18 protein-coding genes and 1 pseudogene are annotated in these 21398 nt (G+C 35.1%); 13 read left to right on the top strand and 6 right to left on the bottom strand.

Annotation, left to right across the window (positions count from 1 at the left end):
• Positions 1-17 precede the first annotated feature (17 nt).
• The gene (miaB, locus tag J3U14_RS11295; protein ID WP_267351163.1) at positions 18-1445 is read right to left on the bottom strand and encodes a tRNA (N6-isopentenyl adenosine(37)-C2)-methylthiotransferase MiaB; all 1428 of its coding nucleotides are present in this window, start codon (positions 1443-1445) and stop codon (positions 18-20) included.
• A gap of 1064 nt (positions 1446-2509) precedes the next feature.
• Here miaB and J3U14_RS11290 point away from each other — a divergent pair.
• The gene (locus J3U14_RS11290; RefSeq protein WP_267351164.1) at positions 2510-3745 is read left to right on the top strand and encodes an N-acetylmuramoyl-L-alanine amidase; all 1236 of its coding nucleotides are present in this window, start codon (positions 2510-2512) and stop codon (positions 3743-3745) included.
• A gap of 33 nt (positions 3746-3778) precedes the next feature.
• Here the strand turns inward: J3U14_RS11290 and rsmG are convergent, their stop codons facing one another.
• A complete protein-coding gene (rsmG, locus tag J3U14_RS11285; protein ID WP_267351166.1) occupies positions 3779-4387 on the bottom strand; it encodes a 16S rRNA (guanine(527)-N(7))-methyltransferase RsmG in 609 nt (202 codons plus the stop codon).
• Positions 4365-6257, bottom strand: coding sequence for a tRNA uridine-5-carboxymethylaminomethyl(34) synthesis enzyme MnmG (gene mnmG / locus J3U14_RS11280; protein WP_267351168.1), 1893 nt, complete (start codon positions 6255-6257; stop codon positions 4365-4367). Before mnmG ends, rsmG begins: the two co-directional genes overlap by 23 nt.
• A gap of 575 nt (positions 6258-6832) precedes the next feature.
• Between mnmG and hda the strand changes: the two genes are divergently transcribed.
• Together hda and J3U14_RS11270 are read left to right on the top strand one after the other, a co-directional pair.
• Positions 6833-7516 carry a DnaA inactivator Hda gene (gene hda, locus J3U14_RS11275; protein WP_081299048.1) on the top strand — a complete coding sequence of 228 codons (684 nt, stop codon included), beginning with the start codon at positions 6833-6835 and terminating at the stop codon, positions 7514-7516.
• A gap of 1 nt (position 7517) precedes the next feature.
• On the top strand, positions 7518-8297 hold the full coding sequence (locus tag J3U14_RS11270; protein ID WP_267351170.1) for a Cof-type HAD-IIB family hydrolase: 780 nt from the start codon (positions 7518-7520) through the stop codon (positions 8295-8297).
• Positions 8298-8303: 6 nt separating this feature from the next.
• Here the strand turns inward: J3U14_RS11270 and J3U14_RS11265 are convergent, their stop codons facing one another.
• The 3 genes from J3U14_RS11265 to tusB form a co-directional block, all read right to left on the bottom strand.
• Positions 8304-9410, bottom strand: a complete 1107-nt coding sequence (locus tag J3U14_RS11265) for an anhydro-N-acetylmuramic acid kinase (protein WP_267351172.1) — start codon at positions 9408-9410, stop codon at positions 8304-8306.
• Positions 9411-9414: 4 nt separating this feature from the next.
• A complete protein-coding gene (locus tag J3U14_RS11260) occupies positions 9415-9978 on the bottom strand; it encodes a Sua5/YciO/YrdC/YwlC family protein (protein ID WP_267351174.1) in 564 nt (187 codons plus the stop codon).
• 134 nt (positions 9979-10112) lie between these two features.
• Positions 10113-10394 carry a sulfurtransferase complex subunit TusB gene (tusB, locus tag J3U14_RS11255; RefSeq protein ID WP_065558459.1) on the bottom strand — a complete coding sequence of 94 codons (282 nt, stop codon included), beginning with the start codon at positions 10392-10394 and terminating at the stop codon, positions 10113-10115.
• A 133-nt stretch (positions 10395-10527) separates the two neighbouring features.
• Here tusB and tsaE point away from each other — a divergent pair, with 133 nt between their 5' ends.
• The 10 genes and pseudogenes from tsaE to purT all read left to right on the top strand — a co-directional run bounded on the left by tsaE (position 10528) and on the right by purT (position 21166).
• Positions 10528-11010: a tRNA (adenosine(37)-N6)-threonylcarbamoyltransferase complex ATPase subunit type 1 TsaE gene (gene tsaE, locus J3U14_RS11250; protein ID WP_267351176.1), complete on the top strand. Its 483-nt coding sequence runs from the start codon at positions 10528-10530 to the stop codon at positions 11008-11010.
• Between the two features lie 41 nt (positions 11011-11051).
• Positions 11052-11756, top strand: a pseudogene (locus J3U14_RS11245) (N-acetylmuramoyl-L-alanine amidase); the annotation flags it as partial.
• A 20-nt stretch (positions 11757-11776) separates the two neighbouring features.
• On the top strand, positions 11777-13648 hold the full coding sequence (gene mutL / locus J3U14_RS11240; protein WP_267351179.1) for a DNA mismatch repair endonuclease MutL: 1872 nt from the start codon (positions 11777-11779) through the stop codon (positions 13646-13648).
• Positions 13645-14553, top strand: coding sequence for a tRNA (adenosine(37)-N6)-dimethylallyltransferase MiaA (gene miaA, locus J3U14_RS11235; protein WP_267351180.1), 909 nt, complete (start codon positions 13645-13647; stop codon positions 14551-14553). Before mutL ends, miaA begins: the two co-directional genes overlap by 4 nt.
• A 292-nt stretch (positions 14554-14845) precedes the next feature.
• Positions 14846-15091, top strand: a complete 246-nt coding sequence (gene hfq, locus J3U14_RS11230) for an RNA chaperone Hfq (RefSeq protein ID WP_220216206.1) — start codon at positions 14846-14848, stop codon at positions 15089-15091.
• 21 nt (positions 15092-15112) lie between these two features.
• Positions 15113-16408, top strand: coding sequence for a ribosome rescue GTPase HflX (gene hflX / locus J3U14_RS11225; protein ID WP_267351182.1), 1296 nt, complete (start codon positions 15113-15115; stop codon positions 16406-16408).
• Positions 16409-16431: 23 nt separating this feature from the next.
• Positions 16432-17634 carry an FtsH protease activity modulator HflK gene (gene hflK / locus J3U14_RS11220; RefSeq protein WP_267351184.1) on the top strand — a complete coding sequence of 401 codons (1203 nt, stop codon included), beginning with the start codon at positions 16432-16434 and terminating at the stop codon, positions 17632-17634.
• Positions 17635-17644: 10 nt separating this feature from the next.
• Positions 17645-18592, top strand: coding sequence for a protease modulator HflC (hflC, locus tag J3U14_RS11215; protein WP_267351185.1), 948 nt, complete (start codon positions 17645-17647; stop codon positions 18590-18592).
• A gap of 18 nt (positions 18593-18610) precedes the next feature.
• Entirely contained in the window at positions 18611-19909 is a 1299-nt protein-coding gene (locus J3U14_RS11210) for an adenylosuccinate synthase (protein ID WP_267351187.1), read from the top strand.
• 75 nt (positions 19910-19984) lie between these two features.
• Positions 19985-21166 (top strand): formate-dependent phosphoribosylglycinamide formyltransferase, encoded by a 1182-nt coding sequence (purT, locus tag J3U14_RS11205; protein ID WP_267351189.1) that lies wholly within the window; start codon positions 19985-19987, stop codon positions 21164-21166.
• Positions 21167-21398: the final 232 nt, after the last annotated feature.

The raw sequence follows: 21398 nt of genomic DNA, 5'->3' as shown, positions 1-21398 counted from the left end.
TCAATATGTTATTTTTATTATGGTTGGTAGATACCGACACCTAAATCGTTTTCTTTACGGGTTCTTGAGATTACAGACATAGGAGATTCACTCACACGCAGATCCATTTCATCCTCGGTACGCACAACTTTACCTCTTAATGAATTTGGATAAACATCGGTAATTTCAACATCAACAAATTTACCAATCATATTAGGATGACCTTCAAAGTTAACAATACGGTTATTTTCAGTTCTGCCCGTTAGTTCCATCAGATCTTTCTTAGATGGTCCTTCGACTAAAATGCGTTGCACGGTATTTAACATACGACGGCTAAATTGCATTGCTTGTTGATTGATACGTTCTTGTAGGATATAAAGACGTTGTTTTTTCTCGTCTTCAGAAACGTTATCTTCCATTTCTGCCGCTGGTGTACCAGGGCGTGCAGAATAGACAAAGCTATAGCTTAAGTCAAAATTGACATCAGCAATTAATTTCATGGTTTGTTCAAAATCTTCTTGTGTTTCACCTGGGAATCCAACAATAAAATCAGAACTAATTTGAATGTCTGGACGGACTTTGCGTAGTTTTCGGATAATTGATTTGTATTCAAGTGCCGTATGCGTACGTTTCATTAAATTTAAAACACGATCCGATCCACTTTGCACCGGTAGATGTAAAAAGTTAACTAATTCAGGCGTATCACGATAAACATCGATAATATCATCAGTAAACTCAATTGGATGACTGGTTGTAAAACGAATACGATCAATACCATCAATGGCAGCGACTAACCGAAGTAGTTCTGCAAATGAACAAATATCGCCATCGAAGGTTGGTCCTCGATAAGCATTGACATTTTGACCAAGCAGATTAACTTCACGCACACCTTGTTCTGCCAGTTGAGCTATTTCATAAATTACATCGTCACAAGGTCGGCTCACTTCTTCACCACGGGTATAAGGTACCACACAATAGGTACAATATTTATTACATCCTTCCATAATCGAGACAAACGCTGTCGGACCTTCACTGCGAGGTTCAGGTAAGCGATCAAACTTTTCAATTTCAGGAAAGCTTACATCGACAACATGATTTCCTTTTCCACTTCGAATTTGCTCTATCATTTCCGGTAAACGGTGAAAAGTCTGCGGACCGAAAATAATATCGACAAAAGGTGCACGTTTACGAATATGCGCACCTTCTTGAGAAGCCACACATCCACCAACCCCAATGATAATTTCGGGATTATGTTGTTTTAAATTTTTCCAACGTCCTAATTGATGAAAAACTTTTTCTTGCGCTTTTTCTCGAATCGAGCAAGTATTTAATAATAAAATATCTGCTTCTTCTGCGTTGTCTGTTAATGTTAAACCGTGGGTGGATTCAAGGAGATCTGCCATTTTGGTTGAATCATATTCATTCATTTGGCAGCCCCAAGTTTTGATATGTAATTTTTTGCTCATCAATAACTCAGCTATATTTAATTGTTAAAATGAAAACGGGTTTAAATCCGCGATTTTAGCGTGCCATATTGTAATCCTTTGTGAATGTAGGGTCTATAATAAAATAATAATTGTTATCTAAAAAAAATAATTTCAATTTAACCTTTTTAATTTATGCTTAAAACAGTTAACATAAAATTACTAATTAATTGTTATATTTTTCATTTTTTTGGATTATAGTTACTACTACTGATTTGTATCATTTGGTTCTACCATAGGATTTTTCAGTATTAACATAGTTGTCAGCAGGAACTACATAAAGTTATGCTACCAACTTGAATGACTAACCATTTGTTAGAATTTCTCGTCAGAACTTATTTTAAATATTTCAAAATGATTTGAATAATTCAGAAATATTTAAACAAAATAAATCCATCTAGTGTAGTCGTTTTTAAGACTATTGCTATTTAGATTTTAAATGACATAATGAGGGCGAGTGACTTAGGTTACTCGTCTTTTTGTAACGATAATCTTTATATTTATTTCAGATGCTCTTAATAACTCTATCAATCAATTAAATATTTTTAATTTTTAGTCACTAAATTACCTTTCATATTTTTATTCTAAATGATATACTACTTAACAGTTACTAAATGCTTTCTTTATTAAATTAAAGATTGACTTTAGTTAACAATCGGTGCTTATTGTTGGAGGACTACAACTAACAATACTTTAGCACTGAATTGACTGGCCATTAAGCTAGATTTTCTCGTTAATGTTTGTTGGGATAAATTTAACGAGAAGTAACTCGTTATTTATCAGTAGTCCTCCTTTTTAAAGGAATCGATATAACTGCTAAATACAGTTTATAACATACTCTTTTGGTAGTTTTCAAAGTTCTTCCAATTGAGTGAGAGAGTAACTTCTGTTACTCTCTTTTTTTTAATTTTATGAATATGTTTTCGAATTAAAGCAAAAGCTTTTTTTACAACGATGCGAAACAGTTATAATTCTTGGTAACTTTTACCATTCACAATAATTTATGTTATTATCCGCCTTAATTTAATTATTGAAAGTGCCTAGATATGTCAAAAACGTTCAGTCCAACAAAACGCCTTTTAGTTAAAGGTATTCTTGCGACTTGTTTATTGTCTGTCACTCGTGTTGGTCTTGCTTCAGCAATGGCACAAATGGTCGCTGTTCGTATTTGGCCTTCCTCTACTTATACACGAATTACGTTAGAATCTAATAGTAAGCTTAAATACAAAAGTGCTGCATTATTTAACCCAGATCGATTAGTGATTGATATTGATAATATCAATTCAAATCCTGTTTTAAAAAGTATTTCATCGAAAGTATTAAGTCACGATCCTTACATCAAATCAATTCAAGTTACCCAGCTGGATGCTAAAACGGTTAGAATCATGATCGAAGCTAAGCAAGGAATAGACCCCAATACTTTTACGTTACCCCCTATAGCCGAATTTAAAAACCGTTTAGTCATCGATCTTTATCCTTCAAAACAATCTTCAATAACAGATGATGATCCTTTATTAGCACTGTTAGAAGAATATACAAAAGGTGATCTAAACCAACAGCAAGCTGAGATCAAACCACCCATTAATAAAAAGAAAAATAGCCCGATTATTGTGATGCTCGATCCCGGTCATGGCGGTGAAGATCCGGGTGCGATTGGCTATAACAAAACCAGAGAAAAGGATATTGTTTTACAAATTGCACGCAGAACTTTTAATTTATTGAAAAAAGAGCCGAATGTTAAAGTTTATATGACCCGTAATGAAGATGTGTTTATCCCATTGAAAGTACGAGTAGCTAAAGCACGATCTTTACATGCCGATCTTTTTATTTCTATCCATGCAGATGCATTTACCAGTCGATCAGTTAGAGGATCTTCTGTATTTTCATTATCCACCCGAGGGGCGACAAGTTCGGCAGCAAATTATTTGGCTCAAACACAAAATAATGCCGATCAAATAGGTGGCGTGAGTCGCAGTGGTGATAAATATTTAGATAATACTATTTTAGATTTAGTCCAAAAAACAACCATTAGCAACGGTGTATTATTAGGTAATGCTATATTAAATCGACTAAAAGGCGTCAATAGTTTACATAAACCTTCACTTGAAAAAGCAGGTTTTGCTGTTTTAAAAGCCCCTGATATTCCTTCTGTTTTGGTCGAAACCGCTTTTATTAGTAATATTAACGAAGAAAAAAAATTAAAAACAGCTTCTTTCCAGAATCAAGTATCAAAAGCGATTGTTAGTGGTATCAAAGATTACCTGAAAAAGCGTAAAAATTAATATTTGTTTCTCAGGTAAGAATTAAAATTATCGTCAATTAACTTTAGTAATAATCGTTAAACATCTATCCGCATTTAATTGTGGAATAGTCAGTTTGATATTCTGTTTAAGTTCGAACCCTTCAGGGATAGGATCTTGTTCACTACCTTTTAAAGCATAAAACGATCCCTGTTGATTTGGTAGATGCTGACACCAAGTGAGCATATCTTGTAATGAAGCAAACGCTCGGCTAATGACCCCATCAAACTGTTGTTCGGTATAGTTTTCTATGCGGCTTTGCACCGGATTAATATTATTCAGTTTTAATTCAAATTTTACCTGTTTTAAAAAACGGATACGTTTTCCTAAACTGTCAACTAAATCAAATTGTTTATCCGGATTGATGATCGCTAATGGAATACCAGGTAACCCAGGTCCTGTTCCGACATCAATAAAATGTTCGCCCACTAAATAGGGCGATACCACTAAACTATCCATAATGTGTTTTACTAACATTTCGTTGGGATCACGCACAGCAGTTAAATTATAGGCCTTATTCCACTTATTCAGCATTTCAACATACTCAATAAGCAGATCAATTTGCTGATCTGTGATCAAAAGATCTGTTTGATCAATAAGATTAGTGAGTTTCTTTTTTAACATAATTCTTCTTTTTTAAATAAACTAATAACATTGATATTGCCGCTGGTGTTATGCCTGAAATACGTGAAGCTTGTCCGATCGATACTGGTTTATGCTGTTTCAATTTAGCGACAACTTCGTTTGATAATCCAGAAATTTCAGCATAATCAATATGCTCAGGAATTAATGTTTCTTCGTTACGTTTTTGGCGCTCGATTTCTTCAATTTGAAGTTTAATATATCCATCATATTTAACTTGAATTTCAACTTGTTCTGCAGCACTAGGATCAGTTAATCCAGGCGCAAATAGTGATAATGATTTCAATGTGTTATAGCTCATTTCAGGGCGTTTAAGTAACTCTTCACCATTTGCTTCTTTGGTTAAATTAGCACTTAAAACGGCATTCACTTCATCAATAGTTTCAATATGTGGATGCACCCATATATCGCGTAAACGTGCTCTTTCTTGTTCTATCGCTTCAAATTTTTCGTTAAATTTTTGCCAACGATAATCATCAACCATGCCTAACTTACGACCAATTTCAGTTAAGCGAATATCAGCGTTATCTTCACGTAACATCAAACGATATTCAGCACGAGAAGTAAACATTCGGTAAGGTTCATTGGTGCCTAACGTACAAAGATCATCAACCAGTACACCTAAATAAGCTTGATCACGCGTTGGATACCATTGATCTTGATCATAAACAAACCGTGCGGCATTTAAACCTGCTAACATGCCTTGAGCTGCTGCCTCTTCATACCCTGTTGTCCCATTAATTTGTCCAGCTAAAAATAGCCCTTTGATCACTTTACTTTCAAGTGTAGGTTTGAGATCACGAGGATCAAAATAATCATATTCGATCGCATACCCGGGTCTGATGATATTAGCATTTTCAAGACCTTTCATACTACGTACAAAAGCAAGTTGCGTATCAAATGGTAAACTGGTTGAGATCCCATTTGGGTATATTTCGTTACTATCTAATCCTTCTGGCTCTAAATAGATCTGATGAGAATTGCGATCTGAAAAACGCATAATTTTGTCTTCAATTGAAGGACAATATCTTGGACCTACGCCTTCAATCACCCCTGTGTACATTGGACTTCGATCTAAGCTATTACGAATGATCTCATGTGTCGTTTCGTTTGTGCTTGTTATATAACATGGGATCTGTTTTGGGTGCTGATTAGCATTACCTAAAAACGAAAATACCGGAACAGGATCATCTCCATATTGTGTACCTAATTTAGAAAAATCAATTGTTCGGGCATCAATACGCGGTGGTGTACCTGTTTTTAATCTTCCCATTCTAAATGGGTATTGATGTAATGATTTAGATAGTCCAATTGAGGCAGGATCCCCTGTTCTTCCTCCACTGTAATTATCTAAACCAATATGAATTTTTCCATTTAGAAAAGTGCCAGCCGTTAAGACGACGGCTTTAGCTTTAAAAGAGACGCCCATTTGCGTTTTAACTCCGGTGATCTGATCGTTTTCAATGATCACATCTTCTACGGATTGTTGAAAGAGCATTAAGTTTTCTTGGTTTTCAAGTGTTGTTCTGATCACTTTTCGATAAAGCGATCGATCCGCTTGTGCACGTGTTGCTCTGACCGCTGGACCTTTACTGCTATTAAGGATCCTAAATTGGATCCCTGCAAGATCAATCGCATGAGCCATTAATCCGCCCATGGCATCGATTTCTTTTACCAAGTGACCTTTACCAATACCACCTATAGCAGGATTACAGGACATTTGTCCTAATGTATTGATATTATGGGTTAAAAGTAGTGTTTTGCGGCCCATTCTTGCTGATGCCATGGCAGCTTCTGTGCCAGCATGACCGCCGCCGACAATAATGACATCAAAAAGATCTGGATAAAACATATAAAGCCTCGTTGTTATTTTCTATGAAGATGATTGTTAGTTCAGACATGTTGTTTTGATCTAAATTAGCGTTAGCGATTTTACTCATCTTTTTGAATACGTCAAATGATCTAATTTGATCGCCATTTAAATTAAATAAGATCTTTTATGTGATCTTTTTATTTTTATTACTACTAGAGTGGATCCTTTCTGTTGATAACTGGATATAGTAATTATTTTATAGGATCTTATTGATCCTGTAACACTGTTAATTGATCGGATCTTTGTTGATCTAAACTTGTTGATAATTAGCTTAGTTATCCACAATTGGTTTTGTCATTTAGGTTATTAATAGCCTTATCACAGCTTATTACTTTCTTTTAGCACAGAGTTATCCACAAAAATATATTTTGATTGCTTATTTTTTGGTCTTTTTGTTGGCTGTTTTTTAATAGTTTACTGATAAAATATATCGAGGGTTTTTTGAATAACGATTTTTTATTTTTTTAAATTGTTCCTTTTTTATAAAATTCTTTTATTTTTACAAAAGCAAATTTATACTTAACTAGATTAATTTTTTAGTGTGAGGTTACTTTATTACTCTTTCACAATTACCGTTGCCTTTTTCATTACCAAATAGTGAAACTTTCGACAGTTTTTATATAGGTGATAATCAATTATTACTTGATTCATTGCAAACTTTATTGGTTAAGCAAGGTTTCAATGTATTTTATATGTGGTCGGCAAGTGCTGCTGGTCGTACTCATCTATTGCATGCCTCAAGTCAAAATAAACTGGCTAGTTATATTCCTTTAAAACAGTATTTCCACCTTGTTCCCGAAATTTTACAAGGGTTGGATAATTATGATTTAGTTTGTTTAGATGATATTGATGCTATTGCAGGCAATCGGGATTGGGAAGAAGCTATTTTTGATTTATTTAACCGTCTGACTGAAAAAAATATTAGTAAATTATTGATTACTGCCAGTGCACCCCCTAAACAGGTTTCTTTTATATTGCCTGATTTGGTATCACGACTTAGTTGGGGGCAAGTTTATCAATTAAAAGAATTAAGTGATGATGATAAGCTTAAGGCGTTACAACTACGAGCCCAATTAAGCGGTTTTGAATTATCGACTGAAGTTGGATTATTTTTATTAAAGCGTGTCCATCGTGATATGCGTACCCTGTTTTCTTTGTTAGAAAAGTTTGAAGTAGCAACATTAGCGGAACAACGTAAGTTAACGATTCCTTTTATTAAAAATATTTTGGATTTGTAATATGAGTAATAAGCCTGAAGCTATCGTTTTTTTTGATTTAGATGGGACTTTATTTAATAGTCAAATAGAGGTTTTAGCAAGTTCAGTTGAGGCAATAAGAAAGCTAAAGCAAAATAATATTATTCCAATGCTTGCAACAGGTCGTACACCTTGTGAAGTGACCGATTTAATGAAAAAATTGTCGATTGATTCTATTATCGGTATGAATGGGCAAATTGTTCTATATAAAGGCGAGAAAGTTTTTACGAATAATATCGATAAAGATTTAATCGCCAGAATGTATCAGTTTTCAAAACAGCAAATGAATATTCCTTTAGCTTTTTATAATGATGAAATAATGCGTATTTCTGAGTGTACTCAAGCCGCAAAAACGTTTTATCACTATCTTAAACAACCTATTCCCCCTGTTGATGATCTGCTTTATCTAAACGAACCGATTCAAATGATGTTATTGTTGTGCGAAGAAGGTGAATCTGTTTATCGTGATGCTTTTCCGGAATTAACGTTTATACGTAACACGCCATATTGCGTTGATGTTTTTAATCATGGTGGATCTAAAGGTAACGGTATTAATCAGTTATTGCAAAAAAAAGGATTCACTGATGTGCCAACTTACGCATTTGGTGATGGGATGAATGATTTTGAGATGTTTACAACCGTTAATCACCCGATAGCAATGGCTAATGCTGTGGACAAATTAAAAGAGCAAGCTGAATTTGTCACTGATTCCAATGATAATGATGGGATTGCAAAAGCCCTAAAAAAATTTGGTTTGATTTAAATATTGTTACTGATAAATCACCCCTAAAGATACAGCTTGGTTTGCACCAGTCACTTCTGGAATATTCGACGGAATATTATTAAGTCGACAATAGGCAAGCCAAGCGAATGCTATTGCTTCCATATCATCACTGTTTATTCCTTTTTCACTAGTAGTTAACACGTTCCAATTAGGCAATAACGCAGATAGTCTTTGCATGATAAGTGGATTTTTTGCGCCTCCACCACAGACTAAAAGTTCACATGGCAATTCTGTATTAATGGATAATTTTATTATTTCTTGCACGATAGATAATGCAGTCAATTCAACCAGTGTTGCTTGAATATCCTCAGATTTTAATGTGGCACCTGTCAATTTTTGACGTAACCAAGATAGGTTAAACAGTTCTCGTCCTGTGCTTTTAGGGGCGGGTAATTGAAAATAATCTTCATTTAATAATTTAGTGAGAAGTTTGGTATCCATTTTTCCTGTTTTTGCCCATTTAGCATCGTTATCATAATTTTTACCAAGACAAGCCTTTATCCAACCGTCAAGCAATACATTACCCGGTCCAGTATCGTAACCGATGACGGGCTGATGTGGAATAAGTACCGTGATATTGCTTATTCCTCCAATATTTAATATCACACGATTAATTGATGGATTTTCAAGTTGTGATTTATGAAAAGCAGGCACTAAAGGTGCGCCTTGTCCACCATAAGCAATATCTTTTCGTCTAAAATCAGCAATGGTAGTAATGCCTGTTAGGGCGGCAATGATATTGGCATCGCCAATTTGCATCGTAAAAGGGTTTGCACCTAATGGTGAATGGTAAATAGTTTGTCCATGACATCCAATTGCTTTAATTTTATTACGTTCTATTTTATGATGTGTTAAAAATTGATTCACATGATGGGCATAAACTAAGCCTAACTGATGATCCAGTTCACCTAAATCTTGTAATGAAGTCTGTTTGGTTTCACAAAGGGTCAGTAATTGTTGTTTAATATCATCTGGCAGCGAATAACATTTGCTGGCTATTGATTTAATTTTTCCTGCGGTAATATCAACTAACGCAATATCTACCCCATCCATGCTGGTACCTGACATAATACCAATATATAAATTGTGCATAATACTAACCTTGTCGTATGATTTGGCCGGTTTTTATATCCCTAATTTCAGAAGGTGAAGCCCTGTGTCCGGTTTCACCTTGTAAAATAGGAAACTGTTCACCAAATTGTAATGCAACTTCGTTTGCGGTAAAACAAGGCGGATAATTTGAAAGATTCGCACTTGTTGAAACTAAAGGTTTACCAAATAGGTTGCATAATGTACATACCAATGGATGATCAGTAACACGTACTGCAATCGAATCAAATTGTCCGGTTAAAAATTGTGGGGTATTTTTATTCTTAGGAAAAATCCAAGTAACCGCACCTGGCCAACTGGTAAGAGCTAACTGTTTTTGTTGATAGGTCAAGGCTGACTCATCGATGTAAGGAATAAGTTGATCATAATGGCTGGCAATGAGAATTAAACCTTTTTCAATGGGACGGCGTTTTAAATCAAGCAGTTTCGTTACTGCGGTTTGACAATCAGGATCGCATCCTAATCCAAAAACGGATTCGGTTGGATAAGCAACAACTTCGCCTTTTTTTAGCAAGTCATCAATTTCTTTTATTGATAATAAATTTACCATTTACAGTTGGATATAGAATTATAGGATATGAAAATCATATTAAACCGAGGTGTATTGAATTGCAAATTGGCTCTGTCTATTTTGAAATATTGTTGATACAGGAAGTAAAAATCAAAGTTAACAAGGTTACTTGATTATTGCCAATTCATTTGAGGAAAATATTGAACGGTTAATTCAACCATCTGTTGCATATTAATGATATGCAATCTTTTATCAATAAACGGATCAAGTCCACGCGCTGTTATATCATTATCTAAAATATAACAATGTTGAGTTTTTTCTAAAATAGCATTAAGAACAGGAGTATTTTGTAACGCAACAAATACGCCATTTTGCCAAAATAAGACCGCATCTTGGGCACAGATAAGTTGTGGATCGATTATTGATTGGTTATCCGTTGAAATAGTATGTAGCATGTTTTTTCACTTATTATGTCAAGACATGATATTAAAGTTAAAATTTACTCAAAAATTGAGTTAATTTTGGTTAGTACATCTTTAAAGGTTATTAGTATATAATAACAACTATTTATTAAGCAAAATATCTGTTATGAAACCTATTATTTTAGCCGACGAACAACAAACCATCTTCTTTGGAAAGCAGTTAGCAAAGCATTGTTTAAGTTATTTATTGAATAATAGTACAATAGTCATTTATTTAATTGGTGAGCTTGGTGCTGGAAAAACAACATTTAGTCGTGGTTTTTTACAACAATTAGGGCATGTTGGTAATGTAAAAAGTCCAACTTATACCTTAGTAGAATCATATCAATTTGATGATTTTTCAGTTTATCATTTCGACTTATATAGGCTTTATGATCCAGAAGAACTTGAGTTTATGGGGATTCGTGAATATTTTGCTTCGCGATCTATTTCTTTAATAGAGTGGCCACAGCAAGCACAAGGTATTTTGCCAATTGCAGATATCGAAGTTCATTTAAACTATTTAAAACTTGAACGCACAGCGACTTTATTGGCAAAAACGGAAAAAGGTCAAGCTATTATTAATCAACTACACTTAGCGAATACATGATGAAAAAATTATTTACTTTTGTGATGTTATTGTTGCTTTGCAGTTCTGCTTATGCTGCTAAAGTGGTGATTGCTGTTGATGCAGGACATGGTGGCAAAGATTCAGGTGCGATAGGTAAAAATAAATTATATGAAAAGACCGTAACCCTTTCTATTGCTAAAAAACTGACAACTTTACTCAATAACGATCCAAAATTTAAAGGTGTATTAACTCGAACCAGTGATAATTTTATTTCGGTATCCAAACGTTCAGAGATTGCGCGTAATAGTAAAGCTAATTTGCTTATATCAATCCATGCTGATGCAGCGCCGAATCGTAGTGCTACTGGTGCTTCAGTGTGGGTATTATCAACTAAGCGAGCTGATACTGAACTTGGGCGTTGGATTGAGCAAGAGGAAAAACAGTCACAATTATTAGGTGGCGCAGGCGATGCACTGAGCGATGGTCATGATGCTCATTTAAGTCAAGCGGTACTCGATTTGCAATTTTCTTATTCACAACGTGTAGGCTATGAGTTAGCGACCCAAGTGTTAAAAGCGATGAACGGTACAATCAAATTGCATAAAAATAAACCTGAGCATGCAAGTTTAGGTGTATTGCGATCCCCAGATATTCCATCAATTTTAATTGAAGTTGGTTTTATATCAAATGTGGGGGAAGAAAAATTAATTGGTAGTAGTGCGCATCAAGATAAAATTGCCAAAGCAATTTATCTAGGTATAAAAAATTATGTAAAGCAAAATCCTAAGTTTGGAGAAAGACATTAATGGCTATTCATATTCTATCACCTCAGTTAGCAAATCAAATTGCAGCTGGCGAAGTGGTAGAGCGTCCGGCATCGGTTATTAAGGAATTAATTGAAAATAGTTTAGATGCTGGTAGTACGCAAATTGATATTGATTTGGAACAGGGTGGATGTAAATTAATCCGCGTTCGAGATAATGGTTGTGGAATTAATAAGAGTGAATTAGCCTTAGCGTTAGCTCGTCATGCAACAAGTAAAATTAATACTTTAGACGATTTGGAGGCGATTGTAAGTCTGGGATTTAGAGGAGAAGCGCTTGCTAGTATCAGTTCAGTTTCTCGATTAACGTTAACTTCTCGTACTGCGGAACAATCTGAAGCCTGGCAAGTTTATGCTGAAGGTCGTGATATGTCCCCCACCATTAAACCTGCAGCACATCCAGTTGGTTCAACAGTTGAAGTGTTGGATCTATTTTATAATACACCTGCTAGACGTCGCTTTTTGAAAACCGAAAAAACGGAATTTATGCATATTGAAGAGTTTATCAGACGTATTGCGTTGGCGCGTCCTGATGTGACATTTAACTTGCAACATAATGGTAAATTAGTTAAACAATATCGTGCATCTGAGTTAGATAAGCGCGTTGAATCAGTGTGTGGTCGTGCTTTCATTCAAAAAGCAGTAAAGTTAGATTGGCAACATGATGATTTGTTGATTCAAGGATGGGTTGCTAGTAATGAAGTTAGCGATCTACAATATTTTTATGTTAATGGGCGCGTAATTAAAGATAAATTACTCAATCATGCTTTACGACAAGCTTATGTAAACCGAACGAACGAACAACAAAGTTATGTTGTTTTTTTACAGCTTGATCCAAAGCAAGTTGATGTCAATGTTCATCCAGCTAAACATGAAGTTCGTTTTCATGAGGCTAGACTTGTTCATGATTTTGTTTATCAAGCTATTGTTATGGCACTGGAGTCGTCAGTTGAATCCACATTACCTTTAGAAGATAACCAAACTAAAATCGCTTTTACACCGAATAGACAAGCGGCGGGTGATAATATTTTCAATCGACAAACCAACCCGTTACCTTATTCTACGAATAAGCCATTTCCTCAAAAGATAACCAATAATGTAAAAGAAAATAATGCGCTGTACGGACAACTTGTTAATGTTGATGCTCAGCAAAACCGTCAGAATCAAGAGCAAAAACAACAGATTGATTTACCACAGGATCATCACATTACTGAACCACAAAAAGCGGTGATTGAAACTTTATTCCCGAAACGAACAACTCCTTTACAGTCATCATTACAACACCAATTTGATAGTTCATCATTAGTCCAATTTGGTCGAGTTTTAACTGTTATTCAACCTGATATTGCATTACTGGAAAAATATGAAGACAGTGAGCAAAAACTAATGTTAATGAAGCTACCTGTTGCAAAGCAAAAAGTGAATGCGATTAAATTATTATCGCAAGAATCTGAAAAATTACTGATTCCATTAACAATTTTAATTAATCGCAAAGAAGAGCAAGTTCTTACGCACTATAAAGCACAATTAACCTTTTTAGGCTTTGATTTTTATTTTGAAAAAGCAAAATTACATTTGCAAAACGTTCCTAAAATGTTACGTACGACAAATTGGCAACAGTTATTACCTGCTTTAATTTCTTTTTTATCTGCTGAAAATACAACTATCGATCCTACTCAAATTGCTAGTTGGTTAGCTATTGAATGCGAAGATAACAGCATGGTCAGTTGGAGTGTCGCTAACGTAATTCAATTGCTTGCTCAATTAGAACAGATAGATATTAAACTATTAAATCAAGAAACGTTTTTATACCCTATTGATATTCAAACTATTACGCAATCAATTTTATTATGAGTAAACCAAAAATTATTTCGTTAATGGGGCCAACTGCATCAGGTAAAACTGCCTTTGCTATGGCACTTTATGATCGTTATCCTATTGATATAATTAGTGTGGATTCTGCGCTTATTTATCGTGGGATGAATATTGGCACAGCAAAACCAACACAATCGGAATTACAAATATACCCTCATAAATTAATTGATATCTGTGATCCGTCTGAAAGTTATTCTGCTGCAAATTTTCGGTCTGATGCGATTTCAGCAATTGAAAACACCTTGAATAATGGTCGAATTCCACTATTAGTGGGGGGAACAATGCTCTATTTCAAAGCTTTAATTGAGGGACTTTCACCTCTGCCAGCAGCGAATAGTGAAATACGTCAGCAAATTGAAGAAAAAGCCAATAAATATGGTTGGCAGTCAATTCACGAAGAGTTAAAAAAAGTCGATCCTGTTTCGGCAAGTAGAATTCATCCTAATGATCCACAGCGTCTTAATCGTGCTTTGGAAGTTTATTTAATTTCCGGAAAAAGTTTAACTGAATTGACACAACATAGTGGTGAACTATTACCTTACGATATTATGCAATTTGCCATTATGCCACCAAATAGAGCGGAGTTGCATCAACGTATTGAACAACGTTTTTTACAAATGTTAGAACTTGGCTTTGAAGATGAAGTTAAACGATTAATGGAACGTGGAGATTTACATTCAAATTTACCTTCTATACGTTGTGTCGGTTATCGTCAAATGTGGGAATATTTAAGTGGTGAAATAAGTTATGATGAAATGGTCTTTAAAGGGATTTGTGCCACACGGCAATTAGCGAAAAGACAGATTACCTGGCTAAGGGGCTGGAAGCAACCAATCACATGGTTAAATGGGGATAATATGGATTCTGTTTTCCAAAATATATAATGATGTCAATTGTTTTAATTTTCTTTTTTAACCTTTTAAGTTAGAATAGAAAATTGCATTTTCTTAAAATTTTTTGGATAATTGTCAAGATTCGGTATAATTTTTGTATTTTTTAGTTTAAATACATTAAAATTTTAGTTATTTGTGCATTAATCGCTTTTCGTTAGTTTTATAGCGATGCTTTTTATGTTATTTTGATAATACAGAAGTATCTTAAGTCGCATTAAATATTATTTTTTGCGTTTACAATTATTTTATCTTCATTATTATTTCATCTATAAAGGATAAACTCATGTCAAAAGGGCAGTCATTACAAGATCCTTATTTAAATTTGCTTCGTCGCGAGCATATTCCTGTCTCAATTTATTTAGTCAATGGGATCAAATTACAAGGTCAAATTGAATCATTCGATCAATTTGTTATTTTATTAAAGAATACGGTAAGCCAAATGGTTTACAAACATGCTATTTCAACAGTCGTACCATCAAGACCTATTTCAGGATTGGTATCTCAGCCTGAAGAGGAAACTGAAAGCTGATAATTTCAGTGGAGAGTTCGATTGTTTGAACGATATAAAGGTGGTGAATCCGCCTTATTAGTGCATGTGTTCTTTCCCCAAGAAAGCGATATTGAGGATCTTAAAGAGTTTGAAATACTAGTTTCTTCAGCTCAGATAGATATTCTCGATATCGTGACAACTTCAAGAAAGGCGCCTCAAGCCAAATATTTTATTGGCGAAGGTAAAGCTATTGAAATCGCTGAAAAAGTGAAAGAATTAGATGCCTCTGTTATTTTAGTCAATCATACCCTAACGCCTACCCAAGAACGAAACCTCGAAAAATTGTGTGAATGTCGTGTTATCGATAGAACTGGATTGATTCTTGATATTTTTGCACAACGTGCAAGAACCCATGAAGGAAAATTACAAGTTGAATTAGCTCAATTACAGTATTTATCAACACGTTTAGTTCGTGGTTGGACTCATCTTGAGCGACAAAAAGGGGGAATTGGGTTAAGAGGCCCAGGCGAAACTCAATTAGAAACCGATAGGCGATTAATTCGTCATCGTATTCAATTAATATTATCTAAACTTGCCAAAGTTGAAAAACAGCGCAATCAAAACAGACAATCTCGAAATAAAGCAGATATTCCGACTGTATCTTTAGTGGGTTATACTAATGCCGGTAAATCAACACTGTTTAATGCATTAACACAAGCGGATGTCTATGCCGCAGATCAGTTATTTGCAACACTTGATCCAACTTTACGCCGAATAGTTGTTGATGATGTAAGCGAAGTCGTGCTGGCTGATACGGTCGGTTTTATACGCCATTTACCGCATGATCTTATTGCTGCATTTAAAGCAACCCTGCTTGAAACTCAAGAAGCAGCCTTATTATTACACATTGTTGATGCCGCTGATCCCAACTTTTTAGATAACATGCAAGCGGTTGATGAGGTTTTGTTGGAAATAGATGCTGATGAAATTCCAACACTATTAGTCATGAATAAAATTGATTTAATCGAAGATAAACAGCCAAGTATTGATCGTGATTCAAATGGTGTACCAATTCGTGTTTGGATTTCTGCTGAAAATGGTTTAGGATTAGATCTCTTATTTACGGCATTAACAGAAAGACTTGCTAGGCAAATTCAAGTTTGCCAATTAAACTTACCAATTCATTTAGCAAAACTAAGAAGCCGTTTATATCAGCTAAATGCAGTTGAACACGAAGTAATTAATAGCGATGGTAGCTTCCATTTAGATGTAAGAATGCCTGCAATTGAATGGAACCGTTTGTGTAAACAAGAGCCAGATCTGTTATACTTTATCAATACGCAAAATAACAACTAATTGTTTAATGGAGCAAATAAAATATGGCGTGGAATCAGCCCGGCAATAACGGACAAGATAACGATCCATGGGGTAATAATAACAAAAAACCATCTAACTTATCTGGCGGTTTTTTTGATAAAATTAATGACCTCTTAAAAAAAGGTAATTCAGGCAACAATGGCGGATCTTCGGCTAATAAATTTCCGCTAAGTGTCATTATTGTTGTCATACTTATCATTTTACTCCTTATCTGGGGGGCAAGTGGTTTTTACACCATAAATCAAAGCCAACGTGGTGTAATTACTCGTTTTGGTCAAGTTCAACCTGAAATTATTCAACCCGGATTAAATTGGAGAATACCATTAGTAGACAAAGTTTATCCTGTCGATACTCAAGGTACTAAAAATTTCAATGTAAAAGGATTTATCGTCACGACAGGTGAAAACCTAGTGTTTGTTGAGATGAACGTACAATATCGTATTAATAATCCTTTAAAATATTTATTTAATGTCACAAATGTAGAAGATAGTCTGCGACAAGCGGCTGATAGTGCACTTAGAACCGCTGTCGGTAGTTCAAATATTGACGCAATTATTTCTGATGGACGCTCTGTACTTGAAAGTAGTACTAAAGATGAATTGGTCAATGTGATTACGCATTATGATATGGGTATAAATATTGTTGATTTGAACTTTCAGGTAGCGCGTCCACCAGATGAAGTTCAAGATGCTTATGATGATGCTATCCGTGCTCAAGGTGATAGTGAGCGTGAAATTAAAAAGGCTGAAGCAGATAAAGTCCAAATCGTACAACAAGCAGAAGGTCGCTCAGCGAGAATTTTGGCCGATGCTAATGCTTATAAAGTACGTGTTGAACTTGAAGCTGCGGGTGATGTTGCACGCTTTGAAAAAATCCTACCTCAATATAAAGCAGCACCTGAAATCACTAAAGAACGTTTGTATATTGAAACCATGGAAAGAGTATTAACCAAAACCAATAAAGTTATTGTTAATGATAAAAGTGGTAACATTATGGTATTACCATTAGAAAAGTTATTTCAAAATAAAGAAATGACAAATTCTAATTCACCAACATCATCAAGTATCACGAGTGATTATAATTTTAATGTGTCTTCTGAAGCTGTAAAAAATCAGTCTCAAACGGCATCTGAATCACCAAAAACAAATAACAGTAGTAATAACTCAAACAGCGTAAGAAATACTACGCGGACTATGGGACGTTAAGGAGAAAAATATGAGAAAATTATTAATTCCTATAGTTTTAATATTAATTGGTGTATATATTTCAAGCGTTTATGTTATTGAAGAAGGTACACGAGGTGTTGTTTTAAGATTCAATAAAATCATTGGATTATCTGAACCTGGTTTACATTTTAAAATCCCGGGCATGGATACAGTTAAAGTAATTGATGCTAAAATTCAAACGACTAATAGCTCTAATAACAATAAAGAACAACGATTTTTTAATGTGCAAAAGAAAGAATTAATCGTCGACTATTTTGTGCAATGGAAAATTATTGATTTCAATCGTTATTATGAAACAGTCGCTGGTGGTAATAATGTCGAAGATTTATTATTAGCAAGACTAAACGGTCGTTTACGTGCTGAGATTGGTAAATTAAGTAATAAAGATATTATCAATGATTCTAATGCGGATACACAATCTCGTAATTCTTTGATGAATCGTGTTAAAGATGCGCTAAATGGTGGTGTTCAAGAAGTAACTGAAAATGTATCATCGGATGAACATAAAGAAATAGAAAGTAATAAAACAAGCTTACGTGCATTTGGTGTTGAAGTTATCGATGTGCGAATTAAGCAAATTAACTTTCCTGCTGAAGTTTCAGGCTCTATCTATGCCAGAATGCGAGCTGAACGTGAAGTTATTGCACGAGATAAACGTTTTGAAGGTGTAAGAAAAGCCGAAGAGACTCGAGCAGAAGCGACATTACAAGAAACAAAAATACTTTCGGAAGCTGAACGTCAATCACGTGCGATTCGTGGTGAAGGTGATGCCATTGCAGCTAAACTTTATGCGGATGCTTTTGGTAAAGACAGAGAATTTTTTAGTTTTATTCGAAGTTTAAAAGCTTATGAACAAAGTTTTTCTGGTAATGATGTAATGGTCATTAGTCCAGATAGTGAATTTTTTCAATACATGAAATTAAAATCTAATAACTAACAGAATGAGTAAAAGTCTATGAGTAATAATGTTGTTGTGTTAGGAACACAATGGGGTGATGAAGGCAAAGGTAAAGTTGTTGATTTACTCACAGAAAAAGCAAAATATGTTGTCCGTTATCAAGGTGGACATAATGCAGGACATACATTAGTCATTAATGGTGAGAAAACAGTATTACATCTTATTCCTTCAGGAATATTACGTAATGATGTTATTAGTATCATTGCCAATGGAGTTGTACTTTGTCCTGATGCTTTAATGAAAGAGATGAAAGAGTTAGAAAATAAAGGTATTCCGGTCAAAGAAAGATTACTCATTTCAGAATCATGTCCTTTGATTTTGCCTTATCATATTGCACTGGATCAAGCTCGTGAAAAAGCCCGTGGTAGTAAAGCGATTGGGACAACAGGTCGTGGGATTGGTCCGGCATATGAAGATAAAGTAGCTCGTCGTGGTCTTCGTGTAGGTGATTTACGTGATCGCCAAGCATTTGCAGAAAAATTGAAAGAAGTGATGGAATATCACAACTTCCAATTAGTCAACTATTACAAAGCAGAAGCGGTTGACTACCAAAAAGTGCTAAATGATACATTAGCGATTGCTGATATTTTAATTGCCATGATAGCTGATATTCCTGCACTACTAGAAGAAGCTCGCAAAAAAGGCGAAAGAATTATGTTTGAAGGTGCACAAGGTACATTACTTGATATTGATCATGGTACTTACCCTTTTGTGACTTCATCAAATACTACTGCTGGTGGGGTAGCAACGGGTTCTGGTTTCGGACCTCGTTATGTCGGTTATGTTTTGGGAATTGTAAAAGCTTATTCTACTCGTGTTGGCGCGGGCCCTTTTCCAACCGAACTTTTCGATGAAGTTGGCGAATATCTTTGTAAACAAGGGAATGAATTTGGTGCTACAACAGGACGCCGTCGCCGTACAGGATGGCTTGATGCGGTCGCTGTTAGAAAAGCAGTGCAACTTAATTCAGTTTCAGGTTTCTGTTTAACTAAACTTGATGTATTAGACGGATTAAAAGAAGTTAAAATCTGTGTGGGTTATCAATTACCTAATGGCGATGTGATTAAAAACGCCCCAGCTTCGGCTGAAGAGTGGAGCTTAGTTAAACCTGTTTATGAGTCGATGTCTGGTTGGAGCGAGTCAACTTTTGGTATTAAAAGCTATGATGCTTTGCCACAAGCAGCAAAAGCTTATATTAAAAGGATTGAAGAATTAACCGAGACGCCAATTGATATTATTTCAACTGGCCCTGATCGAAGTGAAACCATGATTCTACGTGATCCATACCAAGCCTAATAATAAATTAATCAAAATCGGGAAATTATCCCGATTTTTTGTTTCTGCAAATAAATAATTGTGGTTGAGGAAAGTATGTCTAAAATAGGAACGCCATTATCGGTAACGGCGACAAAAGTCTTAATTTGTGGTGCAGGCGAACTGGCTAAAGAGGTTGTTATTGAATTACAGCGGTTTGGTTGTGAGGTGATTGCCGTTGATCGTTATGCTAACGCACCTGCAATGCAAGTTGCGCATCGTTACTATATTATCGACATGTTAAATGGTCATGAGCTAAAAAGCGTAATTGAAAAAGAAAAACCAGATTATATCGTGCCAGAAATTGAAGCCATTGCAACAGATACATTAGTAGAATTAGAACAACAAGGTTTTACTGTTATCCCTACCGCAAAAGCAACGCAATTAACGATGGATCGAGAAGGGATTCGTTGTTTAGCCGCTGAAAAATTAAAATTACCGACTTCTCCTTATCGATTTGCGACAAATTTTATAGAGTTTGAAAAAGCCGTTAATGAAATTGGTTTTCCTTGTTTGGTTAAACCTGTGATGAGCTCTTCAGGTAAAGGACAATCTTTAATACATAACAATAATGATCTTGAATCAGCTTGGCGATATGCTCAAGAAGGCGGACGAGCGGGCGGTGGAAAAGTTATCATTGAAGGTTTTATCGATTTTGATTATGAAATTACCTTATTAACAGTAAGACATATTGATGGCGTATCTTATTGTGAACCGATTGGGCATCGACAAGAAAATGGTGATTATCGTGAATCCTGGCAACCACAACATATGTCTGACCAAGCGCTAAATTTGTCAAAAGAGATTGCATCAAAAATAACGGAAGCGCTAGGAGGTAGAGGATTATTTGGGGTTGAGTTATTTGTAAAAGGTGATCAAGTATGGTTCAGTGAAGTTTCACCTCGTCCTCATGATACCGGAATGGTGACTTTAATATCACAAAATCTTTCCGAATTTTCGTTACATGCAAGAGCTATCTTAGGGTTGCCTATTCCAACGATTGAACAATATGGGGCAAGTGCGTCCGCTGTAATAATGGTAGACGGTGACTCAAATCAAGTTTCTTTTATTCATTTAGCCCAAGCACTACGCGTTGAACAGACCGATTTACGTCTGTTTGGTAAACCTGAGGTTAAAGGGGTAAGAAGAATGGGGGTTGCATTAGCAAGAGCAAATAATATAAACGATGCGATAGATAAAGCTAAACAGGTTACAAATCAGATAAAATTTATACTATAACGCCTTGTTTTGAATAAAAAGCAATCACTCAACCCAAAAATAATAAAAAAACCAAAATAAGGGTTGACGACATCAAGTGAAGTGAGTAACATACGCAACCCTTGAGACAGCAAACTAAATCAACAAAACTTGATGAGGTAAAAAAAGCTGTCAGCTCTTTAAAAAGAAGAAACAGACAATCTGTGTGGGCACTTGCGAGACGAAAGAATAAAGTCTACGGACTGAAAAAATT

The organism is Gilliamella sp. B3801 (genome assembly GCF_026536645.1).
GTDB lineage: Bacteria > Pseudomonadota > Gammaproteobacteria > Enterobacterales > Orbaceae > Gilliamella > Gilliamella apicola_I.
Note: the sequence above shows the minus strand (reverse complement) of the source record. Positions and strands in the feature narration are given on the sequence as shown.